The sequence below is a fragment of the Chitinophaga sp. sic0106 genome (assembly GCF_019219075.1).
GTDB lineage: Bacteria > Bacteroidota > Bacteroidia > Chitinophagales > Chitinophagaceae > Chitinophaga.
In genome coordinates, this window is the sequence record NZ_JAHUWJ010000006.1 from 57,505 (window position 1) to 82,329 (window position 24,825).

Here is a 24,825-nt window from a genome sequence, read left to right on the forward strand (position 1 = left end):
TGCCCGTTATTTATGAATTTCTGAAGTAAAATTGAACTGAATCTCAGGATTGTTGGCCCGTTCTGTATTCAGGTACCACTCTGATTCCGCGAGGTACACCAGGTGTCCGTCTTTATCTTCCACGATGTTAGCGGATTTGAAGCGGATAAAGTCCTCAATCTTGTTTTTAGGACCAGTGATCCAGCAGGCCTTGAAATAAGGCAGGGTATTGAACTGACAGGCAGCGCCATATTCCTGCAGGAGGCGGTACTGGATAACCTCGAACTGGAGATCACCCACACAGCCAATGATTTTGCGGTTACCTCCATGCTGGGTAAACAGCTGGGCTACCCCTTCATCTGTCAGCTGACGGATACCTTTTTCCAGTTGCTTGGTTTTCATCGGGTCTTTGTTCACCAGTTCCTTAAACAGCTCAGGAGAGAAGCTGGGGATGCCAGTGATATAGAATTTCTCCCCTTCAGTGAGCGTGTCGCCGATTTTGAAGTTACCGGTGTCAAACAAACCTACTACGTCGCCAGGGTATGCATCGTCCACGATATTTTTTTCGCGGGCCAGGAAGCTGTAAGGGTTGCTGAAGCGCACGTCTTTATCCAGGCGTACGTGTTTATAGAATTTATTCCTTTCGAATTTGCCGGAGCAAACGCGGAGGAAGGCGATGCGGTCGCGGTGACGAGGGTCCAGGTTGGCGTGGATCTTAAAGATGAAGCCACTGAATTTATCTTCGTGTACATCGATTTCGCGGGTGCTGCTCTCGCGGTTACGCGGTGTAGGTGCAATTTCCACGAAAGTATCCAGAAGGTCTTTCACACCGAAGTTGTTCACTGCGGAGCCAAAGAAAACCGGTGCCAGCTTACCGTTGAGGTAATCTTCTTTATCAAACTCGTCATATACACCTTCGATCAGTTCAACGTCGTTACGCAGCTGGGCAGCATCTTTTTCATTGAAATGTTCGTCTATATATTTATCGCTGAGATCTGCCAGATCTACCACATCCTCATCTGTAGCTTTTTTATTCGGGAGGAAGTTTACCAGGCTTTTGTTATACAGGTTATATACACCTTTAAAGTCCTTACCCATGTTGATAGGCCAGCTGAGCGGGCGTACACGGATGGAGAGTTTCTCTTCCAGTTCATCCAGCAGGTCGAACGGGTTTTTACCATCGCGGTCCATTTTGTTTACGTAGATGATTACCGGGGTATCGCGCATGCGACAAACTTCCATCAGTGCTTCTGTCTGGGTTTCTACCCCTTTCACACAGTCGATTACCAGCACTACGCTGTCCACTGCGGTGAGGGTGCGGTAGGTATCTTCAGCAAAGTCCTTGTGACCGGGGGTATCCAGGAGGTTCACGAGTACATCGCGGTATTCAAACGTCATTACAGAGGTGGCCACCGAGATACCCCTCTGCCTTTCTATCTCCATGAAGTCGGAGGTAGTATGTTTCTTGATTTTATTGGATTTCACCGCACCTGCCGTCTGGATAGCACCGCCAAACAGGAGGAATTTCTCTGTCAGCGTGGTCTTACCGGCATCCGGGTGGGCGATGATGGCGAAGGATTTTCTTTTATTAATCTCGTTAGCGTACTTCATATTTATGTCAGAAAAATGGCAGCAAAGGTAACTAAATTTTTTATCCGGCTATATTTAGTGTTTACCGGGTAGTAATCTGCAAATAAATCCACTAAATTTGAAATATGATTGCTACCCTGAAAATATTATGGAATAGTTTAAAAATGGCCATACAGGAACTGCGGGTGAATAAACTGCGTACTTTCCTGTCGTTACTGGGCATTACGATCGGTATATTCTGTATCATCTCGGTTTTTACCCTCACCAGCAGCCTGGAACGCAACGTGCGTAATAGTCTCAGTGAGCTGGGCGACGATGTTATTTACGTGCAGAAATGGCCCTGGGGTGGCGGGGGTGAGTACCCCTGGTGGAAATACATGAACCGTCCGGAGCCGGAGTTTAAGGAGTTGAAGCTGATCCAGGAAAAGGTGCAGGGGGCGAGTTATGTGTCGTTCGACTTCGACGTGAGCGGACGGCGCCTGGAGCTGGGTGATGATTATATGGATGGGGTGACTATGATGGCGGTGACGCACGACTTTGACCAGATTCAGCAGCTGGCCATTATTGATGGCCGCTACTTTGCCAATTCTGAGAGCAACAGTGGCACGCCGGTAGGCATTTTGGGCGCTACCATCTGGGAAGGCCTGTTTGGCTCTGCGGAGGCAGCACTGGGAAAAACGGTGAAGCTGATGGGGCGAGATGTGAAAGTGGTGGGCGTCATGAAAAAGAAAGGGGAGAGCATGATTGGCGGGCCTAATTACGATAATGCCATTATTATCCCCTATAAATTCGGCCGTACCCTGGTGGACGAGCGCCGTAACGGTAGCCCGTACATGCTGGTTAAAGCCAAGCCTAATGTATCCCTGGACCAGCTTAAAGATGAGATCCGTTCGGTGATGCGGGCTGCGCACAGGCTGCGTCCTGTGGAGGAAGATGATTTTGCGATGAACGAAATCACTTCTGCCAATGAAAACCTGAATTCCATATTTGGAGCTATAAATTTAGGCGGGGGATTGATCGCCATATTTGCCTTGCTGGTGGGTGGTTTCGGGATTGCCAATATCATGTTTGTAACAGTGAAGGAACGCACGAATATTATTGGGTTGAAGAAGGCAATAGGTGCCAAAAGGCAGGTGATTCTGATGGAATTCCTGCTGGAAGCAGTGATGCTGTGCTTAATTGGTGGAATAATAGGGTTATTGCTGGTGGTGATGCTGGCGACCATTATTTCTGCCACCAGTAGCTTCCAGTTGTATATGACCGCAGGTAATATCATATTTGGTTTGAGTTTAAGTGCCGGTGTGGGCATGATTTCAGGTTTTATCCCGGCTTATAGTGCCAGCAAGCTCGATCCGGTGGTGGCGATAAGAAGCAATTAATTTGTATTTTTGCCGCTTATGTCAGTGAAAATATTAGCAATAGAATCATCTTGTGATGATACCGGAGCGGCAGTGATAGTAGATGGGAAAGTGTTATCCAATCGCATCGCCAATCAGAAAGTGCACGAAGAATACGGGGGCGTGGTGCCGGAGCTGGCGAGTCGCGCCCACCAGGAAAACATTGTTCCTGTGGTAGACGTGGCGCTCCAGATGGCGGGTGTAAAGAAGGAAGAGCTGAGTGCCATTGCCTTTACGCAGTCGCCCGGGCTGATAGGCTCTTTGCTGGTAGGTAGCTGCTTTGCCAAATCCATGGCGATGGCGCTGAACATACCGCTGATAGGCGTGCATCACATGCAGGCGCACGTGCTGGCCAATTTCATTGACGATCCCAAACCCGATTTTCCATTTCTTTGCCTGACCGTTTCCGGTGGCCATACGCAGATTGTTTTGTGCGAGAGTCCGCTGAAAATGCGGGTGATAGGCGAAACCCTGGATGATGCTGCCGGAGAGGCTTTCGACAAGAGTGCCAAATTACTTGGGCTGCCGTATCCTGGTGGTCCGCTGATCGATAAATACGCCAAAGAAGGCGATCCAAAGCGGTTTAAATTCCCGGAGCCACGTATTCCCGGGCTGAACTTCAGCTTTAGTGGCCTGAAAACTTCCATTCTCTATTTCCTGCAGGAAAATCAGCAGAAAGATCCGGCATTCATTCAAAACAACCTGGCGGATATCTGTGCTTCTATTCAGCATCGGATTGTAAGTATTTTGCTTAACAAGCTGGTAAAGGCAACAGAAGAAACAGGGGTGCGGGATGTAGCCATTGCCGGCGGTGTAAGTGCCAATAGCGGTTTGCGTACCGCGTTGGAGGAATATGGCAAAAAGCACCACTGGCGTACGTTTATTCCTAAGTTTGAGTATTGTACGGATAATGCGGGCATGATTGCCATCACTGCTTATTACAAGTACCTGGCAGGTGATTTCGTATCGCTGGATGCGGTGCCTACAGCCAGGGCAGCCTTCTGATCCATCACTTTTTCAGCAGTACTTTAACGATTTAGCGCTATATTGGTTATTCGTTTAGCCAACTCGTTTGTATGATGAAAAAAATATTCTTTGCGTTGCTGCTGTTAGGCGCAACGGGTGTCCGTGCGCAGCAGCCGGAAGCACTTACTGCCTGGAAGGACCAGAAATATTCCATGTTTATCCATTGGGGAGCGATATACAGCACGCTGGGTGGTGTATGGGAAGGCAAGCCGGTAACCCGTGGATACAGTGAACAGATACAATCGCATGCAGGCATTTACAGTGATGTATATGGCGACGTAGCCAATCGTTTTAATCCTGCGCAGTGGAACCCAGATTCCATTGTATTACTGGCCAAAGCGGCCGGTATGAAGTCGGTGGTGATCACCTCCAAGCACCACGACGGTTTTTGCATGTTTAAATCCGCTTACACAGATTATAATGTGGTGGATGCCACACCTTACAAGCGCGATGTGCTCAAGGACCTGGCGGCAGCTTGTGAGCGCCACGGGCTTAAGTTTGGTTTGTACTTTTCGCTGATCGACTGGCATTTTCCTCAGGCATATCCGATCAGCAGCAGCAACAGTGATCCTATTACGCCGGAGCATCATGCCTACAACCTGCAACAGGTGCGGGAGCTGATGACCAACTACGGACCGGTTTCTGAAATATGGTTTGACATGGGCTCTCTTACAGCACCTCAGAGCCGGGAGCTGGCGGCGCTGGTGCATTCGCTGCAGCCGGGCTGTATGGTGAGCGGCCGTTTGGGTAATGATGCAGGGGATTTTTGTGTAATGGGAGATAACCAATATCCCGATTATAAAATTGCGTCGCCATGGCAAACGCCGGCGTCGGTATATGACGAAACCTGGGGCTACCGCTCCTGGCAGCAGCATGGAAAAGCGGCTGATAAGGCCGATGAAAAGCTGCGTGGGTTAATTAAAGTGGTGAGCAGGGGAGGTAATTTTCTGCTGAATATAGGTCCGCGCGGTGATGGCTCCGTGGTTGATTTTGAAAGAGAGGTATTGCTGCTTAACGGTGCGTGGCTGCAGCAGAACGGGGAAGCTATTTACGGCGCCAGCCCTAACCCTTTTGATACTACGTTTGCCTGGGGCGAAGTGACTGCCAAGAAAGGGCAGTTGTTCCTGCACTTACTGGATGTTCCGGCAGATGGCAATATTTATCTCCCCGGATTTCATAACAAAATAACCGACATGCGGCTGGTAGCCGGTAATAAACCCCTGGAAGGAAAAGTGAATGCAGCTGCAGGTGGACTTTTGATTAAACTCCCCGCATCGGCTTTGGCAGGACAGCACATACCTGTGGTGGCTATTAGTTATGATGGTGCGCTGGATATTACCCCGGTACATTGGCTTAAAGCACCGGCTGTGCTGGATCGCAGCAATGTGGTGCCTTTATTCAGCTTCTCTGGGGCCGACTATGAAAGCTACTATCGAAGCGAGGTTGGTGAAACATGGGCCTTTACATCTCCCAAAAACAAAAAGATAACCCTACGCTACAGTGAAGCAGAAAAGGGGAGGACAGTGGCCCTGGAATTGAATGGAACCGTACATGAATTGCCGCTTACAGGAGCTAAAGTGATTCCGCTGAAGAATGACCTGGCGCAATTGCAATGGGGGGCTGTGTATACCACCGGCGCTATGCGTGGAGGTATTGGTGGCAGCGCGGCCGATCTGCACCAGGTGGATGTTTCGAAACCATTTGCGGGCAAGCAGGCCTGGACTCTACAGTCTGATCTCAACAATGACGCGACGCACACCTTTGCTGGTGGCCGCAGTACCAACTATTACGTTTTACAGGAAGTAACCGCACCGCAAGCCGGCGATTACCTGCTGGGCTTCACCAGCGGCGACGGCATACAGGTGTATGTAAACGGGGAGGAGCAGCTGATTCATAACAATCCGGAGCGGGGAACTACGCAGTCGGAAGTGCTGCTGGTACGCCTGGAGAAAGGAAAAAACCAGCTTGTTGTAAAGCTGTATACACGGTTTGCAAAAGAGCTGCAATGGGGGATTAACCGCCACGTGCCGCAGCAGTTATACGAGCAGCCAACATCGCTGGAAGTCAAGGGTGGCAGTGGTATTCACCGTATTACCATCAAAGATGCCAAAGCAGTTTCGCCACACCGTAATCTGCGGATGCCTGATCTCTCCTTATATTTGCAGTCAAAATAAGGGCATGGCCAATACATATTTCCAGTTTAAACAATTTACTGTAAACCAGGAACACTGCGCGATGAAAGTGTGTACAGACGCCTGTATACAAGGTGCTTTCACTGCGCAGTACCTGGTGGATCATGGCTTTGCAGTGAAGCGCATCCTGGATATAGGGACCGGCACCGGGTTGCTGAGTCTGATGTTGGCGCAGGTGCATCCGGCAGCTATCACCGCGGTGGAACTGGACTCTGGTGCGGCTTTACAGGCGCGGGAAAATTTTGCAGCTTCTCCCTGGCGGGAGCGATTAGAAGTAAAAGAAGGGGATGTACGGCAGTTGGCGGTTTCGGAGAAATTTGATTTTATTATTTCTAATCCGCCGTTTTATGAGTCCGCACTGAAGAGCGGGCATTTGCAGAAGGATAAGGCCATGCATGCTACCAGTCTGGGTTACAGCGAGCTCATTGCTGCTGTTGCTGCAAATCTTAAACCTGGAGCATCGTTTTCCATATTGCTGCCTCATGTGGAGTTTCAGGCGTTCAGGACGCTGGCGGAGGCGAAGGGGTATCACCTGAATCAGTTATTACAAATAAAGCAAAGCGGGAAGCATGGCTATTTTAGGGCCGTGGGGATTTTTTCTGCTGCTGCCAGGGAAACTGTTATAACGGATATGGATATACGAGATATGGAAAATCAATATACCCCGGCGTTTGTGTCTCTTTTGAAAGCCTATTACCTGAAGTTATAACCCAATTTCAGCCTTCAATTGGTTGATCAACTCCTGCAGTGCAGGGTTTTGCTGGCGTTCCAATTCTGCAATTACCTGCAACTTAGTAGTATTATCCAGCTGGCCTGGCAGCGGTGGAACCGGGAATCCCTCTTTCTCAAACAGTTCATCCGTCCATTCGTTGCGCAGCGCATCTATCACCAGGTGTACGCGATCCACCGGACTGTTATTGATCACTTCATGAGTGAGGTTGAAGTTGGCATACCAGCATTCGCCAGCCTGCATGGGGAGTTTTTCGCCATCCAACAAAAACAGGACATCCGGATGCGTAATAACTGGTACGTGTATACGTAAATTTCCTTCTTCATACGAAGCTGCAATATCCTTATGTGGCTTGATAGTGCTGCCACTTTTCAGTTGCAGTAATCTTACACCTTCCAGCGGACATTTAAAACAGTCAAGGATATACGAAAAATAGGGTGTGTGCTGGAGTAGTGCCGTGTTTTGAAATGTTTGACCTGCATGGGACAAGATATCACCACTATTGCCGGATGCTGATCTCAGGGAAATGCTGCTCCATTCACCGGAGTAATTTTCCTGGTGGAAGTGCGGGGACCACGGCTGGGAAAGGCAATGGTGGAGATCCTGGAGGAGGGCTTCCGGGGAGAAGAGAAAGGGGAGTTGGAGGAAGTTGGTGTGGGACATAGGGTATTGCTTAGCATTAGGTTCAGTATCGTGCCCAGAACAGGAATAAGACCTGCACTACGCTAAAGTACAGGTGTTTATTATGGAATATAGACCCATCCACGCTGAATCGCAATATCCCGGATCTTTTTAGATTTTCGCTCAATGGTACCTTTGGTATGATCACCATAATCGACAAGCACATGTCCTTGAAATGTCACATCATCTGACTCGCAGGGTAATTCTTCCAGTTGAAACTCTTTGACCGTTACGCCCAATACTCCAGCTGATGTTAGCTTTTCAGAATAGTGTTCATAAGATTCCTGGGCTGAATATTGGTCGCCGTCATACATCGAAAGCTTGTTCTGGTCTTTTGGCGTAGGTTTAAATGTTTGTGAGGTAACAAATGCCTGGTTGGAAACGCCGCCATTTTGCACCCAGGAAGGGTGAACCTGCCTGTATAATAGTGTTTCGGATTTTAACGTCATTATGCTTTGAAATATTTGGATACTAAATTCATGAGTTGTAACCATCCTTTTTCCTGATCAAGATCTATTTCCAGATCAAGAAAATCGTCGTCATTTTTCATGTTTTGGTAGTTTACGTAAGTCTTTTTCTTTTGCAGGTTTACATATGCTGTAAGGTCGTGAGGGGAATCCTGCTTTTTCCATTCAAACTGAATTTCTCCGTTAGGGGTTGGAAACGTATAGGGCAGTAAGAGACCTGCCTGAAAATACTCATCAAACATAGTGCTTAACCATGTAATCCCGGCTTCATTGAATGCTTCGCCCTCACCATTAAACCAGCCTACTTTATATTTCATGAACTCGTCCAGCCTGGAAGGAACATCCATGGCATCCAGGAAGGTGACTGAATCTACTTCCATTGAAGTAAGTTTGTCGGATTTATTAAATTGGCCTATGCCCCTCACCAAAACCTTCTGTCCTGATTCATAGTTGCTAAATGCATTCAGAAAGATATCGCTGTAATCATTACCAAATTTAATTAGCACTTTTTCACCCTGGGGACTAATTACGGTACAAGATTTTTCCGCTTTGTCAAAGCTGGATACCTTGCCGCGAAAGGAAGTGGCAACACTAACATTATCAGCGTTTGGAGCCGATAATACAAGGGTTTTTCGACTGCGGTTACTTAGTCTTGCAGGGCGGGTTGTATTATTTGAGAATGAAATAGATTCATCATCATGCAACCGTCTGCCGATCTTATTAAAATAAGTTAAGAATTCAGGAGGTAGGATGTCTGTAAACTCTTCTCCTTTATCCGCCCGGTCTATCACCTCCTCTATTTTATTTCGTGCAGTTTCGAAGATTGGAAAGGTATCCAGGTCCCCCACCATAAAACTGGTTGCAGCCAGAACTATATTGGCAATTGCACTACCTTCGGATACAGCAACAAGTTTTAGGGACACGCCATGCCCAAATCCTTTTGGGACCTTCATTTTGTCATGTTGCTCATAATAAACCCACTTGGCAACTTTGAAAAGGAGTTCTTCGTACAGATTAAAATCTTCCAATAATTCGACCGGAATCGAATGGTCTTCAAATCTCCTCCCATGAAGTTTAGGGTTAAAAAAAGGAGTATCCATTTATTGGAGTTTAGACATGATCGTGATATTTTTTGTCTTCAAAAGTTATCAATGTAATATTACCACCATTTTACTTAATAAAAACTCTGCTTAACATCGAAATAACTTTTTGGACAAAAGCAGACTGATTTTTAAAATTAAAGATTTTTCTTGATCTTGCCTATTCCACCAGCAATTACGCTGCTCTCAGTATACTCGATGCTGCATAATTATCCACTCTGCGAAGGATGTTCCTGGGGGATTGTTGCATTGGTTGTTCATTTTATAGTGTAGAAATCTTCAATGATGCGGAATTTGATTTTGCTGGTATCTACCGGGTTCGTATAGCCGTACTCTTCGAAGGTGGCCGTCCATTGGGCTGCTGGTTGTTGGATAATTTTCTCAACGATCAGACGGGAAGCGGGATATTTGATTTCAGCCAGTGCCTGTTGGAGGTGAAACCATTTATAACGCTGGTCTGCAAATGTTTTTTGGTGGAGATATTGATCAAACTGCAGCACAAAGTATGGCCTGATATAGGTATTGTATCTTTTGGGGTGCACATAGGTGAATATCCCGCCAATGGTGAATTTACTATAGGCGAAACCTATTTCGGCAGCGGCTTTATCAACGTAATTGCGGAAAGAGGTGGGGCCTTCCAGAAACCCGGTGCTGGGCACTTCGTAGGCCTTACGACTGGAATCATATTCCAGTAGAATTTCCTGCTGCTGGTTGAGGATCAGCAATTTTGGAAAGACAATGCTGATGCTGTCAGCCCTGGTTTGTGCAGTGAGTGGTATACTAATAATTGTCAGCGCTACAAATAGGATATTTCTCATAAGAGGGGTTTGTGTTGCTTTAAATTACAGCAAAGGCGAATAGGTGCAAAACAAAAAGTGATCAAGACAATTATTGGTCATGAGATGTAATCCTGCAGGTAGTCAAAATAGGAGGTAAGTTTCCCGTTTTCCGCAATGGTAGCTCTTTTGATCATTTCGCTATTGCCGGACAGGAGGTCTTCGAACACATATTTCATCAGTTGATCACCAAAATACTGGGAAGCATCTCGTGGCAGTTCGTTGGGGAGATTACTAACGCACATCATATCAACTGTATCGGGCTGGTAAGGTGCCGTCCGGGTCATCGTTTGCTTGTCTACCCCATACACCGGATCTTCGATGGTGCTGTCGCCCAGGTTGCAGGGGATGCTGCCGTTTGTGTCATCAGTGATATCCGCTATCACCTGGATGCGGAAATTATCTTTTTGCAAATCCCTGGCGGAGAAAAGCGGTGGAATGTTTTTATCCCAGTAAATGCCATTCATAAGGATATCGCTGGCGGCCACGAAGGGGAGGAACTTGCAGTCGTATTGCTCCGGGTGGGCGTGGAAGTCGGCGCGACCATAAGTTTTATCATCCTTTCGCAGATACAGTTCACCAGCTTTCAGCTGCGTATATACGGGATAGTTATAGCTATTCATTAGGAATTCTTCCGGCGGAATATATTTGATGCCCAGTAGTCCCATGATTTCCAGCACGCCCGCGGCTACGCGTCCGGAGCCGGTAGCTACTATTTTCAGTGGTGGGAGTTTTACTCCGAAATAGTGAGAAATGAGTTCCTGAAAGTCGTGCGACTGGTGTACAGGCTTGAGTTTAAAGAGCCCGGTTTTTTGACCATATGCCAGCAATCCATTATGGGCGCCTACTACGCCGGCAAAGAAGCCGAAGCCGAGGATGCGTTGACCGTCCGGGTGTACGAGGCATTCATAGTCTATCAGGCGGATATTTTTATCCAGTATAGCTTTGAGCATGTCGCGGTTATGCGGCTGCTTTTTTTTGGTATGGCTAAAGAACAGGTAAGTTTTATCTGGCAGCAGTTTGGCCGGTGGCACTTCTTTTATACCTAAAAGTATACTGCAGTTTTCCATGTTTTGGGAGATGGTAACGCCGGCTTTGGCGTATTCTTCGTCTTTAAAGCAACGGTATGGTGAGGGTTGTGCGTACAGGGCTACCTGTGGAAAGTGGTGCATGATCCACTGGCATTGCTTAGGGGTAAAGGCCACGCGGTTGTCGTGTGGTTGCTTTTCTTCCCTTATTAACCCTATGTGCACTGTTTTTTGCATTATTTAATTTACGAAAAAAATAAATAATGGCAGTTTGGGTAGATTAGTATTGCATGAAGGAATTAGCGGGATTGTATAAAGGTGAGTAGCCGTAATTGGTACCCTGGCTAACGCTTACGCTACCGGAAACAGAGAAGGTGCGGTCGTTGCTGATGTACATGATACCTGCTCTGGCGGCAGGGAAGATGCCGGAGCTATTCATCTGCATGTTGCCAGCGTTTTTATAGAGTGGCTGGTAGGCCGGTCCACTGAACCGCATGACGGTAGGCGTGGCGGAGAGGCTGCCGAAGGCGAATAGGTTAGGGGTAAGCTGTCGGTTGAGTTGCAAGGCCATCGGGGCCGACAGGTAAGTACCGCTACCTCCTTTAAACCCAACGAAGCCGGCGGAGAGGCCGGTGTATTTGGTCACGAACCACTTCTTCTGAATTTGGCTGCTATCTTTCTCCTGGCTCCGCAGTACGGAGGCTGTGTTATGCTGATCACCCGGAAATACGGGCAGCTGGGCTTTTGCAGCCATGGCTGACATCAATATTGCTGTGAAAATGACGGTGCGTAACATGTTATGAAGGTAAGCATCCTTTCCAGGAATAATGCTAAGGAAATCTTAATATTTTTTTTGTTGTCCGGGGGCATATGGTTTGGCAGATTTGGAGCCGGTCATTTTCTTTGCTTGTCCGGGAGGTACTTTGCCGCTATTACCGGCGGTAGGTGCGGTGGAGTAACAGGATGCGAAAAGCATTATGGCTACGGTGGCTATCAGTACATGTACTTTCTTCATAAAACAAATTTACAGATAAACAACCAATAGCATGCCACAGACAGGATCGGGATCTATTTCACTGATTTTATAAGAATTAGGCTCCCGAAAAAAATAATATTTGTTTATTAAAATTTTATTTCTACATTTGCATCCCGCTACGGCGGAAAAGCATTGCAAAAGGCAATTGCCCAGATGGCGGAATTGGTAGACGCGCTAGACTCAAAATCTTGTATTCGAAAGGGTGTGCAGGTTCGATTCCTGTTCTGGGCACCCCAAAGGCTTGTAAGTTATAAACTTACAAGCCTTTTTTTATTAGTATCAATGTCGGATTTCCCCGCTTTCCACCGCTGCTATTCTTTCTCTCCAATAATTATTTAACCAGCCACCTGATATTGGAAGTATTGGTCTTTTTTTATATCATTGTTTGGGAATACATCAACCAACTTATTTAAGGAAGAACAGCCAGATCAGCCGGAGAACATCAATTCTCTTTTTTTTTGTCGGACAAGCAATAACGATTTAGCATAAAATGACTATCAATCAGATTAGTGAATGGCAGACACAAATTGCACGCTATGATGATGAACAGGCCTTTGCCCACCTGTTTCGTCATTTATACGATCGCTTATTACATTTTTGTATCCGCTATGTCCATGTCAGGGAAGCAGCAGAAGAAATTGTATCTGATGTTTTCGTGAAATTATGGAACCGCCGCAGCGAACTTGAAAAGGTGGCTAATCTGCAGGTATACCTGTTTGTTGCCGTGAAGAATCATTCGTATAATTATCTTGAACAGTACAGTCACCTCCGTATTGTACCATTATCTGGCAGCGATACCGCTGATTTGCGCAACAGCATTGACATAGAACGTGACCTGGAGTGGAAAGAGATGCGCTTTAAAATGGACCAGATTGTAGCCGCATTGCCAGCCCAGTGCCGGCGTATTTTTCAGCTGATCAAAGAAGATGGATTTAAATATAAGGAGGTGGCGGAAATCCTTAATATCTCCCCCCGTACAGTGGAAACACAGTTATTCCGGGCAATGCGCCGTCTCAACGAAGGCCTTGGCGTGATCGGTAAAAATAGAACGCTACTGCCGCCATTCCTATTGCTGCTGGTATCCGGTGTTCTACTGCATTAAAATAGTCTGATAAACAAGGGAGATTGGAGCGCAATTGTTGTCTCCCTGATATCAACAGCCTTATCATCTCCCCAAATTATTATAAAACAAAAGGCCTAATCATCTCCCTAAAAAAAAATTTAAAACCTTGTAAGTAGTTTTCCTCCCGATACCTGTCCTTATACCTGAACATGATTCCATTTTATGATAAACGAAGACCATTTCGTATTACTGGTAACCCGAAAACTGGTAGGTGTAGCCACTCCTGCTGAAATAGCGGAGCTGGACGCGCTGCTGGAGCAATCGCCGGTATGGAAAGAAAAATACCATCATCTCCGTCACTACTTTGAAGATCCGTTGCAGGTATCTGCCGAAAACACAGAACAGGCGCTGCAACTCACCTTGAATAAAATTAAATCACCCCAGCCGGCAAACGTTCATCCGATAGGTTCCGCAAAATCCGGACGATGGAAATGGATAGCAGCTGTTACGGCCGCTGCAGTGTTGATCCCGGTAGGTGTCTTCCTGTTTATTACTGCTAATAATCAAACCACTGATGCTCCCCGGCAGCAATGGGTGAAACGCAGTAATGGTAAAGCAATCCGGTCATTTATTGAATTAGGAGATGGTAGTAAAATATGGCTCAACGCGGAAAGCGTGGTCACCTATCCGGAAAAATTCCGTGGCAACAGCCGCGAAATATTCCTGGAAGGAGAAGCCTTTTTTGATGTGGCCTCCAATGCCAGACGTCCATTTGTCATTCACCTGAAAAACGGTACCATCAAAGTATTAGGCACCTCCTTTAATATCAGGGCATACGCTAATGAACCTGTGCAAACCGCCGTGGTAACCGGTAAAGTGGCTTTCATTCCCCGGTATGAAGACAATAAAAAAATCGGTGATACCATCTTCATCACACCGGATGTGAAAGTATCATATACGGCCAGCAGCGGCACCCTCATCAAAGGTAATACCATTGGGAGTGAAGATAAAGCCTGGACAGAAGGCCGCCTGATTTTCCGGAATGCCACACTGGAAGAAATCGGCGCCAGCCTGGAACGCAACTTCAATAAAAGGGTGGAGTTTGAAGCCAATGCGCCTAAACAGTTCCGGCTAACGGGGTCCTTCCACAACAATAGTTTAGAAGACATCATGTACTACCTCAGTAAATCAAAAGCATTCCACTACCGTATTACCGATTCAACGCTCGTTATAGGAGAATAATATCAGCCAACATACACATTTATTCATTTTTAATCACCACTACGTTATGAGAAAGGAACTATACAAGCCTTCTTTTCGCCCCCCTTTCCTGTCGCTGATGATCTGTATATCACTGCTGAGCGTGCTGGACCTCCATGCACAGGTGGTTTATGCATCAGGCAACAGGAGACAGGTGCAACATGATCCGCCAAAAGAACTGGAACGACAGCCTTCCTCACTGAACAGCCTGGTAAGTCTGCAGGTAGAAAATGCCAGCCTGGCAACAGTGCTGGACCAAATTGAAGCCCAGACTTCCCTTGTTTTTGTGTATTCCAATGACGACATAAAAGCCGCACAGAAAATATCTCTGCATGTAAAGGATAATAAACTGGATGATGTACTGCAAATGATTCTCCTGCCGCTGGAGATCAATTATGAACTCATCGCCAACAAAATTATCCTGAAACGGGGTAACATAACCACTGCCGGCAACCAGCAACAGGATATTACTATTACCGGCCGTGTAGTGGACAACAAAGGGCAATCCATACCGGGTGTAAACATCCGCGTCAAAGGCCTCACCATTGGTACTGTTACCAATGCAGAAGGTAACTATACCCTGAAAATCCCTGCCGGCGCAGCTAATGGTACCCTCGTATTTTCTTCAGTTGGTTATATTCCTTCTGAAATTGGCATCAGTGGACGGACCAGCATCGTCGCCATGCTTACCGAAGATTCCAAAGACCTCGGAGAAATTGTGGTAACTGCCTACGGACAACAAAAGAAAACACAGGTAACAGCAGCCATCAGTACTGTAAACTCAAAAGATATCACCAGCCGCCCGGCGGTAAATATGTTCCAGGCGTTACAGGGCCAGGCGCCAAACCTGATTTTGCAACAGAATACCGCTGAACCCGGCGCCGCCATGACCATGAACATCCGTGGTGTCGGTAGCTTAACCGGTAACGCCCCCCTGGTGATTATTGATGGGGTAGTGGCAGGTGGAAACGGGTTACAAAATCTGAATCCTTATGATGTAGAAACCATCTCAGTGCTGAAAGATGCGGCTTCTGCTGCTATCTACGGTTCACAGGCCGCTAACGGGGTAATTTACATTACCACCAAAAGAGGTAAAAAAGATGAACGTGCCACGGTACAATATAATGGCATGTATGGCTGGCAAACCCCCACAACACTGCCACGGCAGGTAGTGGGCTGGGAATACATGACACTGAAAAATGAAGCGCTGGTTAACTCCGGAAAAACACCGCAGTTCGCACCTTCAGAAATTCAGTACTGGCACGACCGCGGTTCTGAACCTGCCATCCTGCATGAAATGATCAACAAATACACACCGCAGCAGAATCATAGTCTGAGCGTTACCGGTGGTGGTAAGGCCAGCAGTTACCTCCTCTCCCTGGGATATCTGGATCAGGGTAATATGCTACAGAACAAATATGTAGATCAGGATTTTTACTACAAACGTTATAATGCCCGACTGAATGTATCGCTGGACCTGAGTAAATATGTAAAGGTAAATGCCAATGCATCCTATACCCGTTCCACCTTCCGCAAACAAACATCAGACATAGGTTTCCTGATCCGTGATGCCATGCGCGTACCTCGTACTACTGCCATCAGAGATAGTCTTGGTAACTGGGTGGTGCCGCCTTTAACCAGCAACAGTGTTTTTGCGCTCCTCAATCAGGGCGGTTACGAGCAGCGTACCATCGATAACCTGATGGGTGGTGTGGATGTCATCATTTCTCCGGTAGATCATTTTAAAATTAACCTGAATGCTTCCGGCAATTACAACATCAACAATAACATGCGCAGGATCAATAAATTTACCTATGCGCCTTATTATACTACCGCTACCCCGCCACAGTTTAATGAACTCCATGCCGATGAATTCAAGGATCTGACCACTAACGTATTCGCCACCGCGGAGTATGAAAATACGTTTGGTAAACATTATGTAAAAGGTCAGGTAGGGGTGCGAAGTGATGCCATAGATGAAGGCTACGGTTTCCGTGCCGACCGCTTCGGAACCACTAACCTGGACCCTTCCTGGGCTATCGGTGGCGGCTATATCCCTAAACCGGACGGGACTTTCGACTACAGCCAGATTGGTACCTATAATGATATTGTGAATCCGAATCTGTATGCATTAAACTCCTTGTTTGGCAGAGTAAACTATGTATACAATGATAAATACCTGGCAGAATTTACCTGGAGATATGATGGCTCTTCCAAGCTGGCCCCCGGCCACCGCTGGCAATTCTTCCCGGCGTTTTCACTGGGATGGAGACTGACCGATGAAACCTTCATGGAAACCATCAAAGAGAAGGCAGGTAACTTTAAACTGCGCTATTCCTGGGGACAGGTGGGCAACTCCAACATCGGAGGATTTAACTACCTGGCGCGTGTACGCCTTACAGATGATGCGGGCTCGCCATATAATACTGGTAGTTATTCTTTTAATAATACTCCTGCCATCGGTGCTACCTTTTCTACCTACAATGACCTGCTGCAATGGGAAATTTCCACTATGAGCAACTATGGGGTAGATGCAGAGTTCTTTAAAGGTAAACTGACTGCCTCCTTCGATTATTTTGATAAGATGACCAATGGTATTTACCTGTTTCAGACCGTGCCGGGAACTGCGGGCACTGCAGCACCGCTGGAAAACGTAGGTCAGGTAAATAACAAAGGCTGGGAGTTAGCAGTAAACTACCGGATGACTACCGGTAAGTTCCGCCACAACTTTGGTTTTAATCTGGCGGATAACCTGAATAAGGTAATCAAATTTGGTCAGGAGTCAGTGCGTGGCTCTGATGTGACCTTTATTATTAAAGAAGGATTTCCGATTGCCTCTTACTATGGTTATAAATCAGCAGGACTTTACCAAAACCTGGATGATATAAAGAATGCGCCAAAAGTTCCGTTTGCCTATAACCAGCAGGTGATGCCGGGAGATGTGAAATATATTGACCGTAACAAGGATGGCACCATCGATGAAAATGACCGTTACATTTTTGGTAATCCATTCCCCCGTTTAACTTTTGGGTTCACCTATAATGTAAGTTGGAAAAACTTTGACCTCACCATGTTCTGGCAGGGAGTAGGCAAGCGTTCACAATTCCTGAGAGGTGATATCGTGGAGGCCTTCCATAATAATGAGGATCATGCCATGATCCAGCATCTGGACCGCTGGACGCCCACCAATCCAGGGGCCAGCTATCCCCGCTTAACCATTGGTTCTGCGAATGCCAACAACTTCGCTTATTCCGATTATTGGTTGTTTGATACCAAATATCTACGCCTGAAAAACTTTCAGCTGGGATATAATCTGCCCACCTCCCTGGTGAGCAGGGCAAAGATCCAGGGTGTGCGGATTTACTTCACCAGCCAGAACCTGATAACGATTATGCCTGAACGCTTCCGTGAAATGGGAGTGGACCCGGAGTTCTCCCAGTTTGATGATAAGCTGTCGATGAGCAATTATAATCCGATTGCGGGGCGTAACTACCCGAATGCGGCCACGTTTGCATTTGGTCTGGATGTTAAGTTTTGATGCCTAAACATTTTATTTGTATGAAGAAACTAATTTTATCAATATTACTGGCCGGCAGTTTTATGAGTTGCCGCAAGCTGGATCAGCCTATCACCAAGGAGTTCACCGAAACTGCTTTCTGGCGTAATTCCCAGGATGCGCTGGATGCGCTCACCGCCTGTTATGAGCATTTATCAAAAGCAGATTATTATTTTGGAGATGAGGCCCTTAGTGATAATGCTTATAACGCAGGCACCGGCCAGCTGAATGTAAATGCCATATCCAACGGAGGATATGATGCCGCCAACGCCCGCGTTGCTGATACATGGAGTTATTACTATCTCACTATCAGAAGATGTAATAATGTGACCAACAATATAGACCGGGTACCGAATATGGATGTATTGCTCAAAGCGCGTATCCTTGCGGAGGCCCGCTTCATCCGTGCTTATGCTTATTTTCAGCTGACGGCCTGGTACGGGGATGTGCCATACTACACTAACTTGATTTCCATAGATGAGTCCCGCACAATTGCCCGTACAGATAAAAATACTATCCAGGATTTTGTGCTGGCGGAACTGGCAGCCATAGAGAAAGACTTGCCTACCAATGTGCAGCAGGCGCAAAATGACCGTGGCCGCATTACCCGTGGAGCTGCCATAGCGCTAAGTGCCCGTGTACATTTGTTCCGCAGCGAGTGGGCTGCTGTGGTTACCGATTGCGAAAAGCTAATCGGTAAAACCGAAAATGGCACTTATGCACTGTTTCCTAACTACCGCAATCTGTTTACCGTAGCAAATGAGTACAACAGCGAGGTGATTCTTGATTTGCAGTATGGCGGTGGAAGAACGCATGACAAGCAGCGTTCCTTTATGCCACAAACGGTAGCAGCACTGAGAAGTGTACTTGTACCCACACAGGATCTGGTAAATGATTATATCATGACTAACGGGAAGGGTATCAACGAAACCGGCTCGGGTTACAATGAAAGTAATCCCTATATCAACCGTGATCCACGCTTTGAAGCTACCATTCTGCATCATGGCTCCAAGGTGATTGATTTCACGGGAGCAGAACAAACTATTCTTACACAGCCAGGATCTGTACCCACTACCAATACTGTGGACGATCAGGGTGCATCTCCCACCGGTTATTATTTTTATAAACATTACGACCGCGCAGCCACCAATTATGCCTCCGGCCTGAACCTGATCATGATCCGATATGCTGATGTATTACTGATGTATGCGGAAGCAAAGAATGAACTGACACAGATGAATGCAACAGTGTGGGGGCAGACTATCCAGTTGATCCGCACCCGCGCCGGTTTCACTGATGCAGGCGCCCTGCAGTTTGATGCTGCACTAAATCAAAGCCAGCTACGGGAGGTGATCCGCCGTGACAGAAGAGCAGAGCTGGCATTTGAAGGAGGGCGCATTTATGATATACGCCGCTGGAAAACAGCCGATGTAGTGCTGAACAAACCTGTAAGAGGTATTAAAGTTACTTCCGGCGCTTTCAATAAGGACGCAAACGGATATATCATTGTAGAAAACAGGCAGTTTACCAATCCGAAACACTACCTGTGGCCAGTACCTACTGTTGAACGCGATCAGAATAAAAATCTTTCACAAAACAAAGATTGGTAATAACCTTCCACTTTAAACTGTAATCACATGCAAAAATATATAATCATCCTACTGAGTGTTTTATTATTTAGTTGTAAGAGAGATGACTATTCTCTCAACACGAACCTGCAACCTGTAGCTAAGTTGACCGCTCCGCTGGATAATAAATTCATTAAGCTGCAACCTACCACCAGCGCTACTGTGAGCTTTGAATGGGATCAGGCCCGTGCAGAAGATGGTTCCCTGGTTATCTATGAAGTAGCTTTTGATAAAGAAAATGGTGATTTCTCTGCACCGATCGCTAAATTTTCATCTGATGGAGGTGGGGTGCAAAACAGGTTGACGCTGTCGCACAAAAACCTCAACAGTATTGCCGGAAAGGCTGGCATTGCGTCCCTGTCAACCGGCAAGCTGAAATGGACGGTACTGGCATCAAAAGGGTATAATATCCAGAAAGCAGCCGAAACTAAATTAATTGAGGTGGAAAGACCTAATGGTTTTGCGGAAATTCCCACAGATGTATACCTGACGGGAGCCGCTACAGAAGCGGGTACTGACTTATCCAAGGCGTTGAAACTGAAATCCACCGGTCCGGGCGTATACGAAATTTATACCTCCCTCAAAAATGGGAAGTATGCATTTGCCAGCAGAAATACCGGTACGCCAGTGATGTATGCTATCAGCGGTACTGCTGTAAAAGAAGGAGGTGAAAGTGAGCAAACGGCTGGTACAAAAGTATATCGCCTGCGTCTGGACTTTAACAATGCAGCTGCTACAGTCACTGAAATAGGTACCATTGGGTTATGGTTCGCACCGGATAATAAGTTCCTTTTTGAGATTCCATATGCAGGTAATGGTACCTGGAGTATCAAGAGTCAACTGATTACCTTCAAACAGGAATCATGGGGTAGGGATGAGCGTTATAAATTCCGTATTAATGTAAAAGGTGGTGATGGTACGGCCGGAACGGAATGGGTAGGTAGTGCCAATGCGGATAATAACCGTCCTACTGCCACTACACCGCTGAGCTTCTGGGAACTTCGCCCTATTGCCAACTCCGACCAGTGGAATTACTGTTACAAGTTTGCAGCAGAGGCAGATACCAAAAACTGCGATGTGAATATTTATTTAGGAACGGAAAAGAATTACACCCACGAAATCATCGTAAAATAAGACCACTATGAAGTTGCTACGATATTCCTTATTACTGCTTTCTCTGGCCTTCGCTGCGTGTTTGAAAGAACCTGTTGATGATGGTCCGGGGCCAGGTGCCAACAAAGCCCGGTATGTATTTGACTGGTCGCAAATTGCGGATTCTTCATTGCAGGGGCTTACTGCTAACTTCTGGAACGCCGGCAGGTATTTTAATGCGGGTAGTGCGAATAATACTACCTTCAATTACTGGCCAAATGCACACGCACTGGATGTACTAACGGATGCCTATATACGTAAAAATGATCCCGCCATCAAAGCCCGTATGGATGAGTTACTGGAAGGAATGAAAGTAAAGAATGGCAATTCTTATATCAACCATTTCTATGATGATATGGAATGGATGAATCTGGCCTGTTTACGTGCCTTTGATGCCACCGGCGACACCAGGTACAAGGATGTGGCGGTGCTTTTATGGGCTGATATCAAAGGAGGCTGGGATGAAGTTTGGGGTGGTGGAATTCACTGGAATAAGGATAAATCCAAAAACTATAAGAATACACCGGCCAATGCACCCGCATGCATTATTGCCTGCCGAATGTATGCGGTGACACAAAACCCGGATGATATTGCCTGGGCGAAGAAGATTTACGACTGGCAAAAGAGTACGCTGGTTGACCCTGCCACAGGTTTGGTTTGGGATGGTATTAACCAGGATGGCAGTGGCCAGGTAACAAAAAACTGGAACTTTACCTATAACCAGGGTGTGTTTATTGGTGCCGGGGTAGAGTTGTACAAACTGACCGGTCAGAATATTTATCTCAACGATGCGCTGAAAACAGCCGGGAATACTTTGGCTGGTGGATTTACCAACGGTAACATCCTCAAGGATGAAGGTAATGGAGATGCTGGTTTGTTTAAGGGAGTATTGGTACGTTACCTGATGCTATTGATAACGGATGGTTCAATCAGCAGTACCGAGGTTGCAAAATATGCCAGTTTCCTGCAGCTGAATGCAGAAACGCTCTGGCAAAAAGGGACAACCCGGCCTCAGGTGTTATTCAATAAAGAATGGACCACACCTGCTACCAGTACTGATTTAACTACCCAGCTAAGTGGTGCTATGTTGATAGAGGCCGTCTGGAAGCTGAAAAATATGGGATTACTGAAATAACTGAGAATAGTATGAAAGTAAGAAAGATCAGGCTGACTTTATGCTGCTTACTGGCTGCTGCCGGTGTATTTGCACAAAGTAACCGTCAGCGTGCAGAAATGCTCCAGCAGGCCATTGACAAGTATTTATACGAACCACAAACAGGTTTGTACATACAGACGAGTGACCGCACAAAGAATCATAATCTCCACGCAGATCTTTGGGGACTTTGCGCATTGATACAGGCGGCGAATGAAATGGAGCGAATGCAACCGGCAAAGTCCTATATGCCGCCAGTGGTAAATGCCATCCAGCAATATTACGATCCCATACCACCTGCGCCGGGCTATGCTTCCTATGTGGTGAAGGAGCGAAGGGAGGACCGGTATTTCGACGATAACCAATGGATTGGCATCGCTTACCTGGACGCCTATACGAGAACAGGAAAGAAATGGTACCTGGAAAAAGGGGAGGAGATCTACCGTTTCATGATGACCGGCTATGATACCATCACTGGTGGTGGATTATATTGGAAGGAGAGGGATCTGACCACGAAGAATACCTGTTCCAATGGTCCCGGTATTTTGCTGGCACTGCAATTATATGAGTCTACCCGGCATCAACCTTATCTCGATACGGCTTTACTGCTGTATAACTGGGTAAACCGTTATCTGCGCAGTCCGGATGCTATTTACTGGGATGCTATAAAGCCTGCGGAGAACAACCGTATTGATTCAGCGGCTTATACGTACAATACAGGTACCATGCTGGAGGCCAATGTAAAGCTGTATCAGTTAACGAAGGAGGAAAGGTATCTGAAAGAAGCGAAGCAGATAGCCAATGGGAGTTACCGGCACTTTTTCCGGAATGGTCGCTTTCCCTCTTCCTATTGGTTTAATGCGGTGTTGCTTCGCGGATATGAAGCCTTGTATAAGGTAGATCATCATCGGGAATACATCCAGGCCATGCAGGCTTATGCTGATAAGGTGTGGGAAAAGGACCGTGATCCTAAAACCAGTCTCCTGGGCAACCGCCCTGAGAAGGAGTTACTGGGGCAGGCCGGTATGATGGAGATTTACGCGAGGCTGGCGCTCATAAAATAAGCGCAGGTTAAATCCGCACGGATAAATCAAAGGAAATGCAGGAATAGCCGGGCTATTCCTGCGTTTCTTCCAGAAGTATAATCATACCGTTTAATATCCAGGGTTTTGCACAATGCGTGGATTACGGTCTATCGCATCCTGTGGTACTGGGTTCAGGTACATTTTCTGTGTGAATACATGTGGATGGTTCAGCGGTACGATTTCATATTTCCAGACACCCGAGTTGTTATCAGGAATTGTATTCGAAATCTTCATGGCATGTTTATCTACGTTCATAACAGTATTGGCTGTCTTCCAGCGTATAATATCGTAAAAACGTTTGTTTTCAAAGCAAAGCTCTACTCTTCTCTCCTGATAAATAGCCTTGCGCATATCTACCTGGGATAGTCCAGGTGCGAGGTTAGGCAAATTGCCTCTTTTCCTGACCTGGTTGATGGCATCGTATACCGTTGCATCAGGCCCCACTGCTTCGTTTTGCGCTTCTGCATAGCCAAGCAATACTTCTGCATACCGGTAATAAATGAAGTTAGCACCACTTACAGCGCCTCCGCCCGGACGTACCAGTGGATTAAGCCGCTTTTTAAAATAGTAACCGGTATTTCCTACATCATCAGTACCGAAATCAATCTGGTTTTTGGAAGGATGTACCTTGTCGATACGGGTATATATCGTATCGCCTTTGTCCATCCAGTCCATTTTATAAGGAGCACCGTCATATACAATCCAGTCATAGAAGCGCTTCTCGCGGCCCGTAAATGGATGCTGCGGATCATAGCCCGACGTTGGGTCTGTAATGGCTTTGCCATTGGCCATATAAAACTGGTCTACCAGTTCCTGGGTGGGGCAGTAGTTCCCCCACGTATAATAAACACCGTTAATCCACACCGGACCACCATATTGTTCAAAGGAGGAACCCATAATGTTTGCCACCACCTGGCGATCCCATATCACTTCTGAATGGTATTCATTCGCTTCGTACCAGATGGCAGCAGTGTTTGGGAACAGCTCATATACCTTGCCGTTGCCGTACTGGTCTATAAATTGTTTGAAAGTAGTGGCAGCTTTGGCCCAGCGTTGTCCGTCATAGTTATTGTAGCCTGCAACCTTGTTAGGATCGCTGCCGGCAGCGGGTTGTGCATCGTTGAAGGCCGGACTAGCCGCGTATAACTCTACCCATCCTTTTAAGGCCAGTGCGGCGCCCAGCGTAGCCCTGCCGGCATTGGCATCTCCTTTATTGTATTTAGACTCCAGGTAGCCTCCTTTAACGACTGAATCCAGCTGGGTGGTGATGAAATCTACCGTTTCAGCGAAGGTGCTTCTGGGCGTGTATATAGCAGCACTATCCATGGTGCGCCTGTCCGCAGGAGCCGTAATGATAGGTAATCCGCCGATGTGCATCCACAATTCGCTGTAGAAAAAGGCGCGGATAAACCGGGCCTCGTCCAGCCGTTTATTCAGCCATTCCGGCGAGAAATTTTTGGCGTTTTTACGTACTTCGGTGATGAAGGTATTGCATTTGCGGATGTTGGTGAATGTGGTGGTCCAGTTGGTAAGATCCCCGGAGCCGGTGATGCCTCCCCATACCGTATAATCGTTGGAGGAAGCGACTACAATACCTTGTTTCCAGTTATAGGAGGTATAGTAAAAGCCTGCATCGTTATCGTCAGTGAAGTTGTCCAGGTTTTCAGGCTGGTTCCAATAATTGGGTAATGCGCTGTAAATATCATTGAGGAAAAGATCGGCATTCCCTTCAGAGCCCCACTGCGTGGCGTCCGTCAGTTTTGCTTTATTGGTATTTTCCAGGAAATCTTTTTTACAGGAGAGCATACCCAATAAAAGTATGGCAACCGGCAACAGCTTGATATATTGTTTCATATTAGCTCGTTT

The 24,825-nt window shown here is 46.7% G+C and carries 20 protein-coding genes and 1 tRNA gene; 12 read left to right on the top strand and 9 right to left on the bottom strand.

Annotated elements, in window-relative coordinates:
* Positions 1-6: 6 nt before the first annotated feature.
* A complete protein-coding gene (locus KW844_RS10875; protein ID WP_218376755.1) occupies positions 7-1,590 on the bottom strand; it encodes a peptide chain release factor 3 in 1,584 nt (527 codons plus the stop codon).
* Positions 1,591-1,694: 104 nt separating this feature from the next.
* Here KW844_RS10875 and KW844_RS10880 point away from each other — a divergent pair, with 104 nt between their 5' ends.
* The 4 genes from KW844_RS10880 (at position 1,695) to KW844_RS10895 (ending at position 6,893) form a co-directional block, all read left to right on the top strand.
* A complete protein-coding gene (locus tag KW844_RS10880) occupies positions 1,695-2,948 on the top strand; it encodes an ABC transporter permease (RefSeq protein WP_218376756.1) in 1,254 nt (417 codons plus the stop codon).
* Between the two features lie 18 nt (positions 2,949-2,966).
* A complete protein-coding gene (tsaD, locus tag KW844_RS10885; RefSeq protein WP_218376757.1) occupies positions 2,967-3,971 on the top strand; it encodes a tRNA (adenosine(37)-N6)-threonylcarbamoyltransferase complex transferase subunit TsaD in 1,005 nt (334 codons plus the stop codon).
* A gap of 71 nt (positions 3,972-4,042) precedes the next feature.
* Entirely contained in the window at positions 4,043-6,166 is a 2,124-nt protein-coding gene (locus KW844_RS10890) for an alpha-L-fucosidase (RefSeq protein WP_218376758.1), read from the top strand.
* A 4-nt stretch (positions 6,167-6,170) separates the two neighbouring features.
* Positions 6,171-6,893, top strand: a complete 723-nt coding sequence (locus tag KW844_RS10895; protein WP_218376759.1) for a tRNA1(Val) (adenine(37)-N6)-methyltransferase — start codon at positions 6,171-6,173, stop codon at positions 6,891-6,893.
* Here the strand turns inward: KW844_RS10895 and KW844_RS10900 are convergent.
* From KW844_RS10900 to KW844_RS10930, 7 genes are all read right to left on the bottom strand, one after another.
* Positions 6,888-7,577, bottom strand: a complete 690-nt coding sequence (locus KW844_RS10900) for an aspartyl/asparaginyl beta-hydroxylase domain-containing protein (protein WP_218376760.1) — start codon at positions 7,575-7,577, stop codon at positions 6,888-6,890. The genes KW844_RS10895 and KW844_RS10900 overlap by 6 nt on opposite strands.
* An 80-nt stretch (positions 7,578-7,657) precedes the next feature.
* Positions 7,658-8,044 carry a hypothetical protein gene (locus KW844_RS10905; protein WP_218376761.1) on the bottom strand — a complete coding sequence of 129 codons (387 nt, stop codon included), beginning with the start codon at positions 8,042-8,044 and terminating at the stop codon, positions 7,658-7,660.
* Positions 8,044-9,162 (bottom strand): hypothetical protein, encoded by a 1,119-nt coding sequence (locus tag KW844_RS10910; protein WP_218376762.1) that lies wholly within the window; start codon positions 9,160-9,162, stop codon positions 8,044-8,046. The genes KW844_RS10905 and KW844_RS10910 overlap by 1 nt, the downstream gene beginning before the upstream one ends.
* 257 nt (positions 9,163-9,419) lie before the next feature.
* On the bottom strand, positions 9,420-9,980 hold the full coding sequence (locus tag KW844_RS10915; protein ID WP_218376763.1) for a hypothetical protein: 561 nt from the start codon (positions 9,978-9,980) through the stop codon (positions 9,420-9,422).
* Between the two features lie 77 nt (positions 9,981-10,057).
* Positions 10,058-11,263 carry an NAD(P)-dependent oxidoreductase gene (locus KW844_RS10920; protein ID WP_218376764.1) on the bottom strand — a complete coding sequence of 402 codons (1,206 nt, stop codon included), beginning with the start codon at positions 11,261-11,263 and terminating at the stop codon, positions 10,058-10,060.
* A 43-nt stretch (positions 11,264-11,306) separates the two neighbouring features.
* Positions 11,307-11,822: a hypothetical protein gene (locus KW844_RS10925; RefSeq protein WP_218376765.1), complete on the bottom strand. Its 516-nt coding sequence runs from the start codon at positions 11,820-11,822 to the stop codon at positions 11,307-11,309.
* A gap of 45 nt (positions 11,823-11,867) precedes the next feature.
* Complete coding sequence (locus KW844_RS10930; RefSeq protein WP_218376992.1) at positions 11,868-12,041, bottom strand: hypothetical protein; 174 nt, start codon at positions 12,039-12,041, stop codon at positions 11,868-11,870.
* A gap of 168 nt (positions 12,042-12,209) precedes the next feature.
* Here KW844_RS10930 and KW844_RS10935 point away from each other — a divergent pair.
* From KW844_RS10935 to KW844_RS10970, 8 genes are all read left to right on the top strand, one after another.
* Positions 12,210-12,293: transfer RNA gene (locus tag KW844_RS10935), tRNA-Leu, on the top strand.
* 259 nt (positions 12,294-12,552) lie between these two features.
* Positions 12,553-13,164 (top strand): RNA polymerase sigma-70 factor, encoded by a 612-nt coding sequence (locus KW844_RS10940; protein WP_218376766.1) that lies wholly within the window; start codon positions 12,553-12,555, stop codon positions 13,162-13,164.
* 183 nt (positions 13,165-13,347) lie between these two features.
* Positions 13,348-14,367, top strand: coding sequence for a FecR domain-containing protein (locus KW844_RS10945; RefSeq protein WP_218376767.1), 1,020 nt, complete (start codon positions 13,348-13,350; stop codon positions 14,365-14,367).
* 46 nt (positions 14,368-14,413) lie between these two features.
* Positions 14,414-17,923, top strand: a complete 3,510-nt coding sequence (locus tag KW844_RS10950; RefSeq protein WP_218376768.1) for a TonB-dependent receptor — start codon at positions 14,414-14,416, stop codon at positions 17,921-17,923.
* A gap of 20 nt (positions 17,924-17,943) precedes the next feature.
* Positions 17,944-19,551: a RagB/SusD family nutrient uptake outer membrane protein gene (locus tag KW844_RS10955; RefSeq protein WP_218376769.1), complete on the top strand. Its 1,608-nt coding sequence runs from the start codon at positions 17,944-17,946 to the stop codon at positions 19,549-19,551.
* 27 nt (positions 19,552-19,578) lie between these two features.
* A complete protein-coding gene (locus KW844_RS10960; protein WP_218376770.1) occupies positions 19,579-20,703 on the top strand; it encodes a SusE domain-containing protein in 1,125 nt (374 codons plus the stop codon).
* A 7-nt stretch (positions 20,704-20,710) separates the two neighbouring features.
* On the top strand, positions 20,711-21,856 hold the full coding sequence (locus tag KW844_RS10965; RefSeq protein ID WP_218376771.1) for a glycoside hydrolase family 76 protein: 1,146 nt from the start codon (positions 20,711-20,713) through the stop codon (positions 21,854-21,856).
* Positions 21,857-21,867: 11 nt separating this feature from the next.
* Positions 21,868-22,938 (top strand): glycoside hydrolase family 76 protein, encoded by a 1,071-nt coding sequence (locus KW844_RS10970; RefSeq protein WP_218376772.1) that lies wholly within the window; start codon positions 21,868-21,870, stop codon positions 22,936-22,938.
* A gap of 90 nt (positions 22,939-23,028) precedes the next feature.
* On the opposite strand, the gene KW844_RS10975 is transcribed toward KW844_RS10970, so the two are convergent.
* Positions 23,029-24,813: a RagB/SusD family nutrient uptake outer membrane protein gene (locus KW844_RS10975; RefSeq protein ID WP_218376773.1), complete on the bottom strand. Its 1,785-nt coding sequence runs from the start codon at positions 24,811-24,813 to the stop codon at positions 23,029-23,031.
* Positions 24,814-24,825: the final 12 nt, after the last annotated feature.

Coding starts and splice junctions, on each gene's coding strand:
- KW844_RS10875 (WP_218376755.1), bottom strand. CDS start 1,590: ATGAAGTACGCTAACGAGATTAATAAAAGAAAATCCTTCGCCATCATC.
- KW844_RS10880 (WP_218376756.1), top strand. CDS start 1,695: ATGATTGCTACCCTGAAAATATTATGGAATAGTTTAAAAATGGCCATA.
- tsaD (WP_218376757.1), top strand. CDS start 2,967: ATGTCAGTGAAAATATTAGCAATAGAATCATCTTGTGATGATACCGGA.
- KW844_RS10890 (WP_218376758.1), top strand. CDS start 4,043: ATGATGAAAAAAATATTCTTTGCGTTGCTGCTGTTAGGCGCAACGGGT.
- KW844_RS10895 (WP_218376759.1), top strand. CDS start 6,171: ATGGCCAATACATATTTCCAGTTTAAACAATTTACTGTAAACCAGGAA.
- KW844_RS10900 (WP_218376760.1), bottom strand. CDS start 7,577: ATGTCCCACACCAACTTCCTCCAACTCCCCTTTCTCTTCTCCCCGGAA.
- KW844_RS10905 (WP_218376761.1), bottom strand. CDS start 8,044: ATGACGTTAAAATCCGAAACACTATTATACAGGCAGGTTCACCCTTCC.
- KW844_RS10910 (WP_218376762.1), bottom strand. CDS start 9,162: ATGGATACTCCTTTTTTTAACCCTAAACTTCATGGGAGGAGATTTGAA.
- KW844_RS10915 (WP_218376763.1), bottom strand. CDS start 9,980: ATGAGAAATATCCTATTTGTAGCGCTGACAATTATTAGTATACCACTC.
- KW844_RS10920 (WP_218376764.1), bottom strand. CDS start 11,263: ATGCAAAAAACAGTGCACATAGGGTTAATAAGGGAAGAAAAGCAACCA.
- KW844_RS10925 (WP_218376765.1), bottom strand. CDS start 11,822: ATGTTACGCACCGTCATTTTCACAGCAATATTGATGTCAGCCATGGCT.
- KW844_RS10930 (WP_218376992.1), bottom strand. CDS start 12,041: ATGAAGAAAGTACATGTACTGATAGCCACCGTAGCCATAATGCTTTTC.
- KW844_RS10940 (WP_218376766.1), top strand. CDS start 12,553: ATGACTATCAATCAGATTAGTGAATGGCAGACACAAATTGCACGCTAT.
- KW844_RS10945 (WP_218376767.1), top strand. CDS start 13,348: ATGATAAACGAAGACCATTTCGTATTACTGGTAACCCGAAAACTGGTA.
- KW844_RS10950 (WP_218376768.1), top strand. CDS start 14,414: ATGAGAAAGGAACTATACAAGCCTTCTTTTCGCCCCCCTTTCCTGTCG.
- KW844_RS10955 (WP_218376769.1), top strand. CDS start 17,944: ATGAAGAAACTAATTTTATCAATATTACTGGCCGGCAGTTTTATGAGT.
- KW844_RS10960 (WP_218376770.1), top strand. CDS start 19,579: ATGCAAAAATATATAATCATCCTACTGAGTGTTTTATTATTTAGTTGT.
- KW844_RS10965 (WP_218376771.1), top strand. CDS start 20,711: ATGAAGTTGCTACGATATTCCTTATTACTGCTTTCTCTGGCCTTCGCT.
- KW844_RS10970 (WP_218376772.1), top strand. CDS start 21,868: ATGAAAGTAAGAAAGATCAGGCTGACTTTATGCTGCTTACTGGCTGCT.
- KW844_RS10975 (WP_218376773.1), bottom strand. CDS start 24,813: ATGAAACAATATATCAAGCTGTTGCCGGTTGCCATACTTTTATTGGGT.